This window comes from Methylobacterium sp. A54F (assembly GCF_053346035.1).
The window spans coordinates 384,258-399,325 of sequence record NZ_JBKFBF010000002.1; the positions used below are offsets into that span (position 1 = coordinate 384,258).

Genomic DNA, 15,068 nt, shown 5'->3' on the forward strand with positions numbered 1-15,068 from the left:
TCTGCGAATCGCTCCCCGGCCCTGGCTCGCGAGCGCCTGAATTCCCTCGACAATCCTGCCGCGTGAGCGTGCATACACGGACGCGCTTTTAGGCGCCCGAACCTCAATCACCGACTGCGCAGAGCGCGGCCGCCTCTCCGGAGTTGCCGCAATTCGTTGCTTCGCCGGTTCCGGCAGAGCGCCTAAAATTCCTGCCCGTGACGAGATTTCATTTCGGCGGAGCACGGACCGGTGGCACCCCCTGACCTGACGCGCAGACACCTCCTCGGCGGCGCCGCGGCTCTCGGCCTGGCGGGCCTCGCCGGTCCTGCCCGGGCCGCCGGCCCGCTCACGATCGGGTTCATCTACGTCGGCCCCAAGGACGATTACGGCTACAACCAGGCCCACGCCGTCGCCGCGAAGGCCCTGAAGGCGATGCCGGGCCTCGAAGTCACCGAAGAGGAGCGCGTCCCCGAGACGAACGCCGTCGAGAAGACCATGGAGAGCATGATCAACCTCGACGGGGCGACCCTGCTCTTCCCGACCTCGTTCGGCTACTTCACGCCCTACCTCGTCGCCGAGGCGAAGAAGAACCCGAAGGTGCAGTTCCGCCATTGCGGCGGCCTCTGGACCGAGAAGGACCCGAAGAACGCAGGCTCCTACTTCGGCTACATCGCGCAGGGTCAGTACCTGAACGGCGTCGTCGCCGGCCACACCAGCAAGTCGAAGAAGCTCGGCTTCGTGGCGGCCAAGCCCATCCCGCAGGTCCTCAACAACATCAACGCGTTCCTGCTCGGCGCGCAGAGCGTCGACCCCTCGATCACCTGCCAGGTGATCTTCACCGGCGAGTGGTCGCTGGCCGTCAAGGAGGCGGAGGCCACCAACGCGCTGATCGACGGCGGGGCCGACGTCATCACCTGCCACGTCGACAGCCCGAAGGTGACGGTGGAGACCGCCGCCCGCCGCGGCGCCTTCGTGTGCGGCTACCACGTCGACCAGTCGCCCCTCGCGCCGCAGAAGTACCTGACCGGCGCCGAATGGAACTGGCTGCCGATCTACAAGGGCTTCGTGGAAGACGTGCAGGCCGGCCGCAGCCCGCCGAACTTCCTGCGCGGCGGCCTCGCGGACGGCTTCGTCAAGATGAGCCCCTACGGACCCGCCGTGAGCGAGGCCGCCCGGCGCAACGCCGATGCGGTCAAGGCCGAGATGCTGAAGGGCGGCTACGAGATCATCAAGGGCCCGCTCAAGGACAACACCGGCAAGGAGATCATGGCCGCCGGCAAGGGCCTGCCCGAGAAGGCGGCCGAGCTCGAGAGCACCAACTACCTCGTCGCGGGCGTCAGGGGCTCCGTCTGATCCGGGACGGCCGCGCCCGCTCCGGCGCGGCGCCTCAGAGCCGGCTGGCACGGTTTCTGCCGCGCCGGCACAACTCCCCGACGCCGGAGGACCCGCCATGGTTGCGGATGCCGCCCCATCGACCCTGACGGTCCCGGCCGCACGGCCCTCCGTCCTCCTGCAGGTCCTCGCCTGGCTCGCCCGCCGGGCCGAGAGCCTGGTGATCCCGATCTGCGCGGCGCTGATGGGCTTCGGCCTGTTCAGCCTGTTCCTGCTGGCGCTCGGCAAATCGCCGGCCTCCCTGGTCGATCTCGTCTGGCGGGGCGGCTTCGGATCGTCCTTCGCGCTTCAGAACAGCCTGCAGCGCGCCGCGCCGCTCCTGTTCGCCGCTCTGTGCGTGGCCCTGCCCGCGCGGCTGGGGCTGATCGTGATCGGCGGCGAGGGCGCCATCGTGCTCGGCGGCCTCGCGGCGGCCGTGGTGGCACCGCCGCTCGCCGGGTTGCCGCCCGCCGTCGTCCTCGTCGCCATGGCGCTGGCGGCCGCTCTCGTCGGCGCGGCCTGGATCGGCGCGGTCGGGTTCCTGCAGGCCTACCGGGGCGTCAACGCCACCATTTCGAGCCTCCTCCTCTCCTACATCGCCATCGCGGTGGCGAACCACCTGATCGAGGGGGCCTTCCGCGATCCGGCGAGCCTCAACAAGCCGTCCACCCTCCCGGTGGGCGAGGCCAACATGCTCGGCCCCATGCCGGGGATCGGCGTGCATTGGGGGCTGGGGGCCGGCGTGCTGGCCTGCCTCGCGGCCTACCTGCTGATGGACCGCACCACCCTCGGCTTCGCGGCGCGGATCGCCGGCGGCAACGTGCGCGCGGCGCAGATCCAGGGTCTCGCGGTCGGCCGCCTCATCGTCGGCTTCACGGCGCTCGGCGGCGCCTGCGCGGCGCTCGCCGGGTTCTTCGAGGTCGCGGCCGTCCAGGGCAACGCCAATGCGACGCTCGCGGCCGGCTACGGCTTCACCGGCATCCTGATCGCCTTCCTGGCGCGCCACAATCCGCTCGCCATCCCGCCGGTCGCGCTCCTGCTCGGCGGGATCGAGGCATCGAGCGGGCTGATCCAGCGCCGGATGCAGCTGCCCGACGCCACCGTGCTCGTGCTGGAGGGCCTGCTCTTCCTCTGCGTGCTGGTGAGCGAGACGGCCTACGGCCGCTTCAAGGTGTTCAGCCCCCACCTCTGGGCCGCCAAGCAGGCGGCGGGAGCCCGCGCATGAGCGGCGACCTCGGCCTCTGGAGCGTCCTCCTCGCCGTGGTCGGCGGCGCCATCCGGGTCTCGACCCCGTTCCTGTTCGTGAGCCTCGGGGAGACGATCACCGAGCGCTCCGGGCGGATCAACCTCGGGCTCGAGGGCACGTTGGTGTTCGGCGCGATGTCGGCCTACGCCACGGCAGTCCTGACGGGCTCGCCCTGGGCGGGCGTGCTCGCCGCGGCCCTCGCGGGCGGCGGGTTCGGCCTCCTGCACGGGCTGATCTGCTCGCTGCCGCGGGTCAACGACATCGCCATCGGCATCGCCCTGATGCTGTTCGGCACCGGCCTCGCCTTCTTCTTCGGCAAGCCGTTCATCCAGCCCTCCGCCCCGCCGCTGCCGGCGATCTCCTTCGGCTTCTGGTCGGACCTGCCGCAGGTGCAGGCGGCCCTGCGGGTGAACGTGCTCTTCCTCGCCGGCGCCGCCCTCAGCGTCGTCCTGTGGTGGGCGTTCCGGAACACCAAGGCGGGCCTGATCGTGCGGGTTGCGGGCGACAGCGCCGATGCCGCCCGCGCCATGGGCTACGACGTGAACCGCGTGCGCATCCTCTCCACTGCCGCGGGGGGCGTGCTCGCCGGCATCGGCGGCGCCTACCTGTCGCTCTACTACCCGGGCTCCTGGAACGAGGGCATCTCCTCCGGGCAGGGGCTGATGGCGGTGGCGCTCGTGATCTTCGCGCGCTGGAACCCCCTCGCCTGCTTCGGCGCCGCCCTGCTGTTCGGCGGTGCCGGGGCGCTGGGGCCCGCCCTGCAGTCGGTCGGTGTCTCGCAGGGCTACTACCTGTTCTACGCCGCCCCCTACGTGCTCACCCTCGCGCTCCTCGTCGCCACCTCCTCGCCCGACCGGGCGCTGGCCGGCGCACCGGGCGAGCTCGGCCTCTCGCGCTAAGGAGTACCCCGCCGATGAACGGACTGGGCGGACTGAACAAGGCGCCGAACGGCGTCGTCATCGGCCTCGTGCAGCTTCAGCTGCCGGTCGTGAAGACCCCGGCCGACTTGGCTGCCCAGACCGCGCGCATCGTGGCGATGACCGCCAAGGCCCGCGCCAACCTGTCCGGCATGGATCTCGTGGTGTTCCCCGAATACGCGCTCCACGGACTCTCGATGGACACCAGCCCGGACATCCTCTGCCGCCTCGACGGACAGGAGGTCGCGGCCTTCCGGACAGCCTGCCGCGAGAACAAGATCTGGGGTTGTTTCTCGATCATGGAGTTCAACCCGCACGGCAATCCCTACAATTCCGGGTTGATCATCGACGACGCGGGCGACCTCAAGCTCTACTATCGCAAGATGCATCCCTGGGTGCCGGTCGAGCCCTGGGAGCCGGGAAACCTCGGCATCCCGGTCATCGAGGGGCCGAAGGGCGCGAAGATCGCGCTCATCATCTGCCACGACGGCATGTTCCCCGAGATGGCGCGGGAGTGCGCCTACAAGGGCGCCGAGATCATGATCCGCACGGCCGGCTACACCGCTCCGATCCGGGATTCCTGGCGATTCACCAACCAGTCCAACGCCTTCTGCAACCTGATGGTGACCGCCAACGTCTGCATGTGCGGCTCCGACGGCACCTTCGACTCCATGGGCGAAGGCATGATCGTCAACTTCGACGGCGCGGTCATCGCCCACGGCACCACCGGGCGCCCGGACGAGATCATCACCGCCGAGGTCCGCCCCGACCTCGTGCGCGAAGCGCGGCGCCACTGGGGCGTCGAGAACAACATCTACCAGCTCGGCCATCGCGGCTACACGGCCGTGAAGGGCGGCGCAGGGGATTGCCCCTACACCTACATGCACGACCTGGCGGCGGGCCGGTACAGGCTGCCCTGGGAGCACGAAGTCCAGGTCACCGACGGCACGTCCTGCGGCTTCCCGGAGCCGACCCGCACCTACGAGGCGGAGCTGTCCCTGCCGAGCCGGGAGGCGGCCGAATGACGGCGATGCCCCTCCCTGCCGCTGAAAGGCCGGGCGCGCAGCGGCACGTCGAGGCCGAGCCTTATCCCTGGCCCTACGACGGCAGTCTCGACCCGCGGTCGACCGCCCTCGTGATCATCGACATGCAGACCGACTTCTGCGGGCCGGGCGGCTACGTCGATGCGATGGGCTACGACCTCGCCCTGACCCGGGCACCGATCGGCCCGATCGGGCGGCTCCTCGCAGCCGCCCGCCGCCTCGGCTACCACGTCATCCACACCCGGGAGGGCCATCGCCCGGATCTGGCGGACTTGCCCGAGAACAAGCGCTGGCGCTCCCGGCGGATCGGCGCGGGCATCGGCGACCCGGGCCCCTGCGGCCGCGTGCTGGTGCGTGGCGAGCCGGGCTGGGAGATCATCCCCGAGCTGGCGCCGCTCGCCGGCGAGCCGGTGATCGACAAGCCCGGCAAGGGCTCGTTTTGCGCCACCGACCTGGAGCTGATCCTCAACCGGCACGGCATCCGCAACCTGATCCTCACCGGCATCACGACGGATGTCTGCGTGCACACCACCATGCGCGAGGCCAACGATCGCGGCTTCGAGTGCGTCATCGTCTCCGACGCGACCGCCGCGACCGATCCGGGCAACCACGCCGCCGCGCTCCGGATGGTGACCATGCAGGGCGGGGTGTTCGGCGCCGTCGCCTCCTCGGCGGCGATCCTGCGGGCGATGGGCTGATGGGCACCGCGATCGGGATCGAGACCATCGGCATGACGAAGCGCTTCGGGGGCTTCGCGGCCCTCGACGACGTGTCGATGAAGATCGAGCCGGGCGGCTTCCACGCGCTGCTCGGCGAGAACGGCGCCGGCAAGTCGACCCTCGTCAAGTGCGTGATGGGCTTCTACGCGCCCACGAGCGGCGCGGTGCTGGTGGACGGTCGCGAGGCCGAGATCACCAACCCGAAGGGCGCCCAGGCGCGCGGCCTCGGCATGGTCTACCAGCACTTCACGCTGGTTCCCTCACTCACGGGCGCCGAGAACCTGGTGATCGCCCGCGCCGACGCGCCGCGGATCATCGACTGGCGGCGGGAGCGGTCCGCGCTCGCACAGTTCATGGCCGGGATGCCCTTCCGCCTCGATCTCGACCGCCCGGTGGCGGAACTCGCCGCTGGCGAGAAGCAGAAGCTCGAGATCGTCAAGCAGCTCTACCTCAAGGCCCGCTGCCTGATCCTCGACGAGCCGACCTCAGTCCTGACGCCGGCCGAGGCCGAGGAGGTCCTGGGCCTGCTGCGTGGGATGGCGGATCGCGGCGAGCTGACAGTGCTGATGATCAGCCACAAGTTCCGCGAGGTCGAGACGTTCGCGCGCTCGTTCAGCGTCCTGCGCCGGGGCCGCCTCGTGGGCGGCGGCACGGTCGGCGCCGTCTCGCGGGACGACATGGCCGCGATGATGGTGGGCGAGCGCACGGTGCGGGCGGTCGCCGCCCGGACGGGCGACGCGGATCCCGACCGTACCGTCCTCCACCTCGAGGGCGTTACCGCCACCGACCAGTCCGGCCTTCGTCATCTCACGGTGGCGAACCTCGCGGTGCAGGCCCGCGAGATCGTCGGGATCGCCGGAGTCTCCGGCAACGGACAGAAGGAGCTCGCGGACGTCCTCGGCGGGCAGATCCGGGCGACGGGCGGCCGCGTCCTCGTGGCGGGCGAGCCCTATTCGGGCGCGCGCCGGGAGAGTCGGGCCCGCCGGGTGCGCTTCATCCCCGAGGAACCGCTGCGCAACGCCTGCGCGCCGTTCATGTCGGTGACGGAGAACCTCGCGTTCCGCGCCTTCGACCGGCGCGGGGAGGACATCGCGCGGCCGCCGACGCTGTGGCTCGACCAGGGCGCCATGCGCCGCCGCGCCCGCGACCTGATCGAGCGGTTCAAGGTGAAGACCGCGTCGGCCGAAGCGCCGATCGCGACCCTGTCGGGCGGGAACGTGCAGCGGGCGGTGCTGGCGCGCGAGCTGACCGACCCCGTCGATCTCCTCATCGTCGTGAACCCCTGCTTCGGCCTCGACTTCGCGGCGGTCTCGGAGATCCGCAACCGGATCGTCGCCGCACGCAACGCGGGGGCGGCCGTCCTGCTGATCAGCGAGGATCTCGACGAGATCCTCGAATTGTCCGACCGCGTCCTAGTGATGTCCGAGGGCCGCATCGTCTACGAGACGCCGGCCGCCACCGCGGAGGTGTCGGTGATCGGCAGCCACATGGCCGGGCACCACTGACGGTTGGGGAACCGCGGGTGCCGGGCGGACCGACTACTCGGCGGCCGCTCGCCAGGTCGGCTCGTCCGCGATCGGCAGCGGCCGGTAGTGGCGGCCCGCGTAGACGAGCGCCGTTCCACCCTCCGGGTTGGCGACGTAAAAGACCTCGCAGAACAGCACGTCGTGGCTGCCCACGGTGTGGCGTGCACCGATGCGGCAGGCGAAGCCCGTGAGCGCGCCTGCGAGCATCGGAAGACCGGACGGGCCGGCGCGCCACGTCCCGGCGGCGAAGCGCTCCGCCATCGGTGCCCCGCCTCCGAAGGCCGCGGCCACGGGCTCCTGCCCGGCCGCCAGCGTGTTCACGCAGAGCTGGCCGTTGCGGCACACGGCCTCGTAGGCCGACGACGTCCGGTTGATGCAGACGAGGAGCGTGGGCGGCGCGTCGCTGACGCTGCAGACGGCGCTCGCCGTGAAGCCGGCCCGGCCAGCCGGCCCGTCGGTCGTGACGAGGTGGACGGCGCCGGCGAGGCGGGCCATCGCGTCGCGATAGGCCGCACCGGTCACGGTGTCGCTCGGGATCGCCTGCGGCATCGGCTCACCTCCGGGGCGCATCAGGCGCGCGCGAGAAAATCGATCATGGTGGCGTTGAAGGCGTCGGCTTGGGTGACGCTGTGCGCGTGGCCACCCTCCGGAGCGAGGTCGAGGCGGGCATTCGGCAAGCCGGCCGCCAGGGCCTCGGAGGCGGTCCAGGGCACGAGGACGTCGTCGCGCGCGGCCATCACCAGGGTCTCATGCCGGATCTTCCCGAGGTCGGCGCGGAGGTCGAAGGCTTCGAGCGCGCCGATCCGGGTCATCACCGTCTCGATCCTGGGAAACTGCGCCAGCGCGTGAGCCTCGTCCTCGGCGACGCGCGCGGCGTGCGCCGAGAGCCAGGGCGCCGGGTAGAGGAAGATCGCTTGCGCCCGCACGAAGGCCTCGGGCCCCACAGACGCGAGGAGCGCCTTGCGGGCCGCGAAGCACCGTCGGGTCGCCGGGTCCATGCTGGACCAGCCATTGATCACGACGATGCGCCCGACCCGCTCGGGGTTCATGCGTGCGAGCTGCAGGCCGATCAGGCCGCCGAGGGCGTGCCCGACGATGTCGGCCTGCGCGATGCCGAGCTCGTCGAGGACGCCGAGGGCGTCGCGGGCCATCGCGGCGATGTCGTGCCCGGGCTCCAGCGGCCCCCGCGAGCGGGCCGTGCCGCGGTGGTCGTAGCCGACCACCCGGAACCGTGCAGCGAGCGCCGCGCGCTGCGGCTCGAAGTAGGCGCAGCTGCCGCCGAGGCCCGGCGACAGGAGGATCGTGCGCGGCCCTGCCCCGTGGCTCTCGTGGTAGAGGCCCATCAGACCGAGGTGCCGACGGCCAGGGCCCCGACCGGATGGCCCACATGGGCGACCGAGGCGATCTCGACCAGGGCCTCGGGCTTCACGAGCCCGCACTGGATGCAGTAGCGGGCCGGCTTCTCGCCCGGGAAGTACTCCGCGTAGACAGCGTTGATGGCGCCGTAATCGGCCCAGTCCTTCAGGAAGACGTGGTTGAAGGTCACGTCCTCCATGCTGCCGCCGGCCGCCTCGACGACGCCCCGGATCGTCTCCAGGACGTGGCGCGTCTGCGCGGCGGCATCGCCGGCGTGGACGACGTTGGCGTCGGCGTCCAGCGGCAGCGTCCCGGACACGTAGAGCACGCCGTCGGCGAGCGTGCCGGGGACGTAGGGGGCGAGGGGCTTGCCCGTTCCGGGCGGGATGATGACGGTCTTGGGCACGAGCGCCTCCTGGCTTCGCGGATCAGCGGGGGTCCGCCCCGAGGGCGGTCTCGAAGGCGTCGACGTCCGAGACCCAGCCGAAGAAGGTCTCGATGTTCCACAGGGCGGCGGCCTGCTGGGCCGGCGGGCCCGCCGGATGAGTCGCGTCGGCCAGGACGATGCCGAAATATTCGAGGAAGAACCCGTCCCGCAGCGTGGACTCGACGCAGACGTTGGTGGCGATGCCGGTGAAGACCAGCGTGCGGATCCCGCGGCTGCGCAGGAGGCTGTCCAGCTGCGTGTTGTAGAAGCCGCTGTAGCGCGGCTTGCCGAGGACGATCTCGCCGGGCGCAGGCCGCAGCGCGTCGACGAGGGCGTAGTCCCAGGTGCCGCGGGCGAGCAGCCGCTCGTTCATCTCGGGCCGGCGGCGCATGGTCTTGAGGGCGTTCGACTTGTGCCAGTTCGGCGATCCCGGGCCGCCCGCCTCGACGTAGTCCGGGTCCCAGCCGTTCTGGAACCAGACGACCGTGAGGCCCGCGGCCCGCGCCGCCGCGACGGCCCGGCCGATGCGCTCGATGACGGGTCCGGTTTCCGAGACGTCGAAGCCGGCGAGGTCGAGGTAGCCGCCCCGCGACGCGTAGGCGTTCTGCATGTCGACCACGATCAGGGCGGTCGCCGCCGCGTCGAAGGCGATCGGCTCCGGCCGGGCCGGGAGCGTCACGTCCCCTTGCCGGCCCGCCGGGTCGCGGTAGCCCGCGGGCTCGCTCATCAGGCCACCTCGGCGAGGCTCGCGGCCGGCACGACGTGCCGGCGGCTGGCCATCAGCGGCTGGATCCGGGTGCCGAAGGTGTCGACGCCCTTCACGAAGTCGTCGAAGGTCAGCAGCACGCCGCCGGTGCCGGGCACGCTTGCGACCTCGTCGAGCATCCGGGCGACGCTCGCGTAGGAGCCCACCAGCGTGCCCATGTTGATGTTCACGGCCGAGGTCGGGTCGGCCATCTGGCGGATGTTGGTGTCGCCGCCGGACTTGGTGTCGGCCGCGCCCTGCACGCCGAGCCACGCGATGGCCTCCTGGTCCGCGCCCGCCTTGTAGTGCTCCCAGGTCGCCTCGGCGGCCGCGTCGGTCTCGTCCGCGATGATCATGAAGAGCACGTAGGAGGACACCTCCCGCCCGGTCTTCGCCCGCGCCGCCTCCAGCCGCTCGACGGTGGGCGCGAAGGCGGTCGGCGTGTTGATGCCCTTGCCGAAGCAGAAATTGTAGTCCGCGTAGGTCGCGGTGAAGTCCATGCCGGCGCTGCTCTGGCCGGCGCAGATCAGCTTCATCAGCGCCTGCGGGCGCGGACTCAGGCGGCAATCGTCCATCTGGAAGAACGCACCCTTGCGATCGCTGGCGCCGGTCTCCCACAGGTCGCGCAGGATCTGCGCGTACTCCGCGAGGTACTCGTAGCGCCTGGCGAAGTACTCGTCCCCCGGCCACAGACCCATCTGTGAATATTCGGGCTTCTGCCAGCCGGTGATCAGGTTGAGGCCGAAGCGCCCGTCCGAGATCGAGTCGATCGTGGCCGCCATCCGGGCTGTGATCGCCGGCGGGATGCACAGGGTCGGCGCCGTGGCGAAGAGCTTGATGCGGCTCGTAACGGCGGCGAGCCCCGCCATGAGGGTGAAGGATTCGAGGTTGTGGTCCCAGAACTCCGTCTTGCCGCCGAAGCCGCGCAGCTTGATCATCGAGAGCGCGAAGTCGAAGCCGTGCGCCTCGGCCCTGAGCGTTACCTCCTTGTTCAGGGCGAAGCTCGGCTTGTACTGCGGCGCGTTCTCGGAGATCAGCCAGCCGTTGTTGCCGATCGGGATGAAGACGCCGACGTTCAGGATGGGATCTGCTGCGTCGGTCATGGCGACCTCCCGGGCGGACGCCGCGGAGCGGCGCGAGGGCTGCGGAGTTCGTCCGGAGCGGGCCGGAACGACTTGCGACATCTCCGAGGCTACAGAATTGGACCATACGGTCAAACTCTTCACGCCGGATTTTGACCGTTTGCACAAACTCTCCGCGGATTGCCCGCCCGGGCGGCTCGGTTTGCCTGCCGACGGGGCGCTCAGCCGATCTCGCCCGCCGGATCGACGCTCGAATCGGGAGACGGGCCCCGCGCGAGTCCGAGACCCGTGAGGATGAGGCGCTGGGTGTTCATCACCGTGGCCTCGAAGAACTCCGGATCCTGCAGGCTTCGCCCGAGCACGGCGTCGACCTGCGCGGCGAAGTCCGCGTAGTGCTGGGTGATGGCCCAGATGGAGAAGATCAGGTGGTGGGGGTCGTGGGGGGCGATGCGCCCTTCGGCGATCCAGCCGCGCAGCACCGCGGCCTTGGCCTCCACGAGCCCGCGCAGCGGTCCTTCGAGCTCCGCCCGCAGGACCGGGGCACCCTGGACGATCTCCAGGCAGAACAGGCGCGAGGCCTGCGGAGCATCCCGCGACAGCGCGATCTTGGTGCGGATGTAGCCCCGCAGCGCCTCTGCGGGCTCGGACGCGGCGTCGAGGGAGACCAGCGGATCGAGCCAGACGTCGAGGACGCGGCGCAAGACCGCGAGGTAGAGGTCCTCCTTCGAGGGGAAGTAGTAGAGCAGGTTGGTCTTCGAGAGGCCGGCCCGCTCGGCGATCTGGTCGAGGCTCGCGCCGCGCAGGCCGACGGTCGAGAACACCTCGAGCCCGGCATCGAGGACGCTCTCCCGGCGCGCCGCGCCGTCCCGGCGTCTGCGTCGCTCCGGCATCCCCGATTCGCTTCTGCGCAAGGTCCACCTCCCCCTCCGCGCCGCGGCGCGCTCTGACGTTCCTAGACGATTTCCGGATTCGGCGTGACCGGCGCAGGATGGTTGGCGTCGTGTATGCATGAGGCCGGGCCCGCCCTGCGGCGCCCGCCGGTCGGAGATCCGATGCGTCGACTTGCGATCGAGCCGATCGATGCCGAGGCCTTCGCGCCTTTCGGCCCCCTCCCCTACGAGCCGTAGCCACGCCCATGCCCGAGTGCCTCGTCTTCCGCGTTCCGACCGCCCACCCGGCCGACACCGCCGGCCTCGCGGCACTCCTCGACTCCGGCGCGGTGGCCGCCTCCGAGATCGTCGCCGTCTTCGGCAAGACCGAGGGCAACGGCTGCGTGAACGACTTCACGCGGCCCCTCGCGGTGCGGGCGCTCGAAGCGGCACTCGCTCCCCATCTCGACTGCTCGCCGGAGGCGGTCGGCGCCCGCGTCGCCCTCGTGATGTCGGGCGGCACGGAGGGCGGCCTCTCGCCCCATCTCCTGATCCTCGCCCGGCGCGAGACCGCCCCCGGGCCCGGCCGCGCCCTGGCGGTGGGCACCGCCTTCACGGCGGAGTTCCGGCCCGAGGAGATCGGCCGGATGGCGCAGGTGCGGGCGACCGCGGCGGCCGTCGGGGAGGCCATGGCGCGCGCGGGCCTGCACGACGCGGCGGACGTCCACTTCGTGCAGGTGAAGTGCCCGCTGCTCACCAGCGCGCGGATCGCGGAGGCCGCAGGCCGGGGCGAGGGCGTCGCGACCCACGACACCTATGCCTCGATGGGCCTGTCGCGCGGGGCCTCGGCCCTCGGCATCGGCCTCGCCCTCGGGGAGATCGCAGAGGCCGAGCTCGGCGACGCCGCGATCGGGCAGCGCACCGACCTCTGGTCGGGCCGCGCCAGCGCCTCGGCCGGCATCGAGCTGATGCGGTGCGAGGTGATCGTGCTCGGCAACGGGCCCGGCTGGACCGGCCCGCACGCCATCGCCCACCGCGTCATGCGGGACGGCATCGACCTGGCGGCGATCCGCGGCGCGCTCGCGGATCTCGGTCTCGACAGCGCCGGGCAGCTCGCGCCCGAGCAGGCCGCCCGGGTGGTGGCGCTCCTCGCCAAGGCCGAGCCGTCGAGCGACGGGCGGATCCGCGGCTGCCGCCACATCATGAACGACGACAGCGACATCAATGCCACGCGGCACGCCCGGGCGCTGGTGGGCGGCGTCGCCGCCGCGGCGATCGGCCGGACGGACCTGTTCGTGTCGGGCGGCGCCGAGCACCAGGGGCCGGACGGCGGCGGACCGGTCGCGGTCATCGCGCGGAGCGGCGCCTGACATGGCGCCGTCCGTCGAGAGCAGCGGGCATGGCGCGGGCCGGAGGTGGCCCGACCCTTGCTGTCCGGGGGACGGACGGCGCACCAGCGGGAGGCGGACTTGGACGTCGAACTGATCGGCCTGACCAAGCGCTACGGCGACACCGTCGCGGTCGATGGCATCGACCTGAAGGTGCCCTCCGGCGCCTATTGCTGCCTGCTCGGCCCCTCGGGCTGCGGCAAGACCACGACGCTGCGGATGATCGGCGGGCACGAGACGGTGACGCGCGGCGACGTGGTGATCGGCCCGAAGGCGGTGGGCGACGCAGCCCCGGCCGAGCGCGGCACCGCCATGATGTTCCAGAGCTACGCGCTGTTCCCGCACCTCTCCTGCGTCGACAACGTCGCCTTCAGCCTGCGGATGCGCGGCGTCGGCCGGGCCGAGCGCCGCGCCCGCGCCATGGCGATGCTGGAGATGGTGCAACTCGCCCACCTCGCCGGGCGGCTGCCGGCGCAGCTCTCCGGCGGGCAGCAGCAGCGGGTGGCGCTGGCGCGCGCGCTCGTGACCGGCCCGAAGGTGCTGCTCCTCGACGAGCCGCTCTCGGCCCTCGACCCGTTCCTGCGGGTGCGCATGCGGACCGAGCTGAAGCGGATCCAGGGCGAGCTCGGGCTGACCTTCATCCACGTCACCCACAGCCAGGAGGAGGCGATGGCCCTCTCCGACCTCGTGGTGGTGATGAACGGCGGGCGGATCGAGCAGGCGGCCGACCCCCGCACGGTGTTCGAGCGGCCCGCCACCGCCTTCGTCGCCCGCTTCATCGGCGGCCACAACGTGATCGCCCGGCCGGACGGCCCGATCGCGGTGCGGGCCGACCGGATGCGCCTCGGCCCGGAGGCCGGCGCCGAGGCGATGCCCGCGCGCGTGGTCGCAGTCGAGTACCAGGGCACCAGCGTCCATGTCGGGCTGGAGCCCGAGGGCGGCGCGCCCGGCGACGGGCCGCTCACCGCGATCATCGGGGATGCCGCCTTCGCGGGCCGGCCCCTGGCGCTCGGCGCGCGCGTGCCGGTCGGCTGGGACCCCGCCGCCGCCCACCGGCTGAGCGCCTGAGACCCCTCAACCCTTCCGTAGCGTACAGGACGCGAGAGACCTCATGACCGACCCAATCAAGCCGACCCGGCGCAGCGTCCTCACCGGCGCGGGCGCAGCGGGCCTCGCCCTCGGCACCGGCGCCATCACGGGCTTCCCGGCCGTGATCAGCGCGGAGCCCGTGACGCTGCGCTACCTCGGCACCGCGGTGAACCAGTCCGGCGACATCGCCCGCAAGGTGAAGGAGGATCTCGGCATCACGCTCGAATACATCCCCGTCGTCACCGACGAGGTGACGAAGCGGGCCGTCACCCAGCCGAACTCCTTCGACATCCTCGACACCGAGTTCTTCAGCCTGAAGAAGATCATCCCCTCGGGCAACATCGTCGGTATGGACGCCCGGCGCATCAAGCAGGCCGACAACATCACGAGCGTGTTCACCAAGGGCGAGGTCGGGGGCAAGAAGATCGGCGACCAGGGCACGGCGCCCAAGAAGGTGTTCTACCTCGAAGGCCAGAACGCCAAGACCTTCGCGGGCTCGCCGACCGAGTGGATCACCCTGATCCCCGTGACCTACAACGCCGACACCCTCGGCATCCGACCGGACCTCATCAAACGGCCGATCACGAGCTGGAAGGAGCTGCTGAACCCCGACTTCAAGGGCAAGGCCGCGATCCTCAACATCCCCTCGATCGGCATCATGGACGCCGCCATGGTGATCGAGGCGATGGGCGACTACACCTACCCGGACAAGGGCAACATGACGAAGCCCGAGATCGACCGCACCATCAAGGTGCTGATCGAGGCCAAGCGCGCCGGGCAGTTCCGAGCCTTCTGGCAGGACTTCAACGAGTCCGTGAACCTGATGGCATCGGGCGAGACGGTGATCCAGTCGATGTGGTCGCCCGCCGTCACCAAGGTCCGCACGCAAGGGGTGCCCTGCGTCTACCAGCCCCTCAAGGAGGGCTACCGCGCCTGGGCGACCGGGTTCGGCCTGCCCAAGACGCTCACGGGCCGCAAGCTCGACGCGACCTACGACTTCATCAACTGGTTCCTGTCGGGCTGGGCCGGTGCCTACCTCAACCGCCAGGGCTACTATTCGGCGGTGCTCGAAACGGCCAAGGGCCAGATGGAGCCCTACGAGTGGGCCTATTGGATGGAGGGCAAGCCCGCCGAGAAGGACATCCGCGGCCCGGACGGGTCGGTGCTTGAGAAGGCCGGCGCCACCCGCGACGGCGGCTCCTTCGAGACCCGGATGGGCTCGGTCGCCTGCTGGAACGCGGTGATGGACGAGAACACCTACATGGTCCGCAAGTGGAACGAGTTCATCGCCGCCTGAGGCGCGCCGGG

The 15,068-nt window shown here is 71.1% G+C and carries 15 protein-coding genes; 9 read left to right on the plus strand and 6 right to left on the minus strand.

Annotation, left to right across the window (positions count from 1 at the left end):
- Window positions 1-231: 231 nt before the first annotated feature.
- The 6 genes from ACLBXP_RS05500 to ACLBXP_RS05525 all read left to right on the plus strand — a co-directional run bounded on the left by ACLBXP_RS05500 (window position 232) and on the right by ACLBXP_RS05525 (window position 6,783).
- A complete protein-coding gene (locus tag ACLBXP_RS05500; RefSeq protein WP_447666566.1) occupies window positions 232-1,335 on the plus strand; it encodes a BMP family ABC transporter substrate-binding protein in 1,104 nt (367 codons plus the stop codon).
- Window positions 1,336-1,432: 97 nt separating this feature from the next.
- Complete coding sequence (locus ACLBXP_RS05505) at window positions 1,433-2,578, plus strand: ABC transporter permease (protein ID WP_447666567.1); 1,146 nt, start codon at window positions 1,433-1,435, stop codon at window positions 2,576-2,578.
- Window positions 2,575-3,498 carry an ABC transporter permease gene (locus tag ACLBXP_RS05510; protein WP_447666568.1) on the plus strand — a complete coding sequence of 308 codons (924 nt, stop codon included), beginning with the start codon at window positions 2,575-2,577 and terminating at the stop codon, window positions 3,496-3,498. The genes ACLBXP_RS05505 and ACLBXP_RS05510 overlap by 4 nt, the downstream gene beginning before the upstream one ends.
- A 14-nt stretch (window positions 3,499-3,512) precedes the next feature.
- Window positions 3,513-4,541 carry a formamidase gene (locus tag ACLBXP_RS05515; RefSeq protein ID WP_447666569.1) on the plus strand — a complete coding sequence of 343 codons (1,029 nt, stop codon included), beginning with the start codon at window positions 3,513-3,515 and terminating at the stop codon, window positions 4,539-4,541.
- A 5-nt stretch (window positions 4,542-4,546) separates the two neighbouring features.
- Complete coding sequence (gene biuH, locus ACLBXP_RS05520) at window positions 4,547-5,257, plus strand: biuret amidohydrolase (RefSeq protein ID WP_447666570.1); 711 nt, start codon at window positions 4,547-4,549, stop codon at window positions 5,255-5,257.
- On the plus strand, window positions 5,257-6,783 hold the full coding sequence (locus ACLBXP_RS05525; RefSeq protein WP_447666571.1) for an ABC transporter ATP-binding protein: 1,527 nt from the start codon (window positions 5,257-5,259) through the stop codon (window positions 6,781-6,783). Before biuH ends, ACLBXP_RS05525 begins: the two co-directional genes overlap by 1 nt.
- Window positions 6,784-6,816: 33 nt before the next feature.
- Here the strand turns inward: ACLBXP_RS05525 and ACLBXP_RS05530 are convergent, their stop codons facing one another.
- From ACLBXP_RS05530 to rutR, 6 genes are all read right to left on the minus strand, one after another.
- The gene (locus tag ACLBXP_RS05530; protein WP_447666572.1) at window positions 6,817-7,353 is read right to left on the minus strand and encodes a flavin reductase; all 537 of its coding nucleotides are present in this window, start codon (window positions 7,351-7,353) and stop codon (window positions 6,817-6,819) included.
- Window positions 7,354-7,373: 20 nt separating this feature from the next.
- Window positions 7,374-8,147 (minus strand): pyrimidine utilization protein D, encoded by a 774-nt coding sequence (rutD, locus tag ACLBXP_RS05535; RefSeq protein ID WP_447666573.1) that lies wholly within the window; start codon window positions 8,145-8,147, stop codon window positions 7,374-7,376.
- Window positions 8,147-8,566: a pyrimidine utilization protein C gene (gene rutC, locus ACLBXP_RS05540; RefSeq protein ID WP_447666574.1), complete on the minus strand. Its 420-nt coding sequence runs from the start codon at window positions 8,564-8,566 to the stop codon at window positions 8,147-8,149. Before rutC ends, rutD begins: the two co-directional genes overlap by 1 nt.
- Before the next feature lie 22 nt (window positions 8,567-8,588).
- A complete protein-coding gene (gene rutB / locus ACLBXP_RS05545; RefSeq protein ID WP_447666575.1) occupies window positions 8,589-9,314 on the minus strand; it encodes a pyrimidine utilization protein B in 726 nt (241 codons plus the stop codon).
- The gene (gene rutA, locus ACLBXP_RS05550; protein ID WP_447666731.1) at window positions 9,314-10,411 is read right to left on the minus strand and encodes a pyrimidine utilization protein A; all 1,098 of its coding nucleotides are present in this window, start codon (window positions 10,409-10,411) and stop codon (window positions 9,314-9,316) included. Before rutA ends, rutB begins: the two co-directional genes overlap by 1 nt.
- 224 nt (window positions 10,412-10,635) lie before the next feature.
- Window positions 10,636-11,304 (minus strand): HTH-type transcriptional regulator RutR, encoded by a 669-nt coding sequence (gene rutR, locus ACLBXP_RS05555; RefSeq protein ID WP_447666576.1) that lies wholly within the window; start codon window positions 11,302-11,304, stop codon window positions 10,636-10,638.
- A gap of 245 nt (window positions 11,305-11,549) precedes the next feature.
- On the opposite strand from rutR, the gene atzD reads away from it, so the two are divergent.
- The 3 genes from atzD to ACLBXP_RS05570 all read left to right on the plus strand — a co-directional run bounded on the left by atzD (window position 11,550) and on the right by ACLBXP_RS05570 (window position 15,057).
- Complete coding sequence (gene atzD, locus ACLBXP_RS05560; protein ID WP_447666577.1) at window positions 11,550-12,653, plus strand: cyanuric acid amidohydrolase; 1,104 nt, start codon at window positions 11,550-11,552, stop codon at window positions 12,651-12,653.
- Window positions 12,654-12,752: 99 nt separating this feature from the next.
- Window positions 12,753-13,739: an ABC transporter ATP-binding protein gene (locus ACLBXP_RS05565; protein WP_447666578.1), complete on the plus strand. Its 987-nt coding sequence runs from the start codon at window positions 12,753-12,755 to the stop codon at window positions 13,737-13,739.
- A 43-nt stretch (window positions 13,740-13,782) separates the two neighbouring features.
- Window positions 13,783-15,057, plus strand: coding sequence for an ABC transporter substrate-binding protein (locus ACLBXP_RS05570; protein ID WP_447666579.1), 1,275 nt, complete (start codon window positions 13,783-13,785; stop codon window positions 15,055-15,057).
- Window positions 15,058-15,068: the final 11 nt, after the last annotated feature.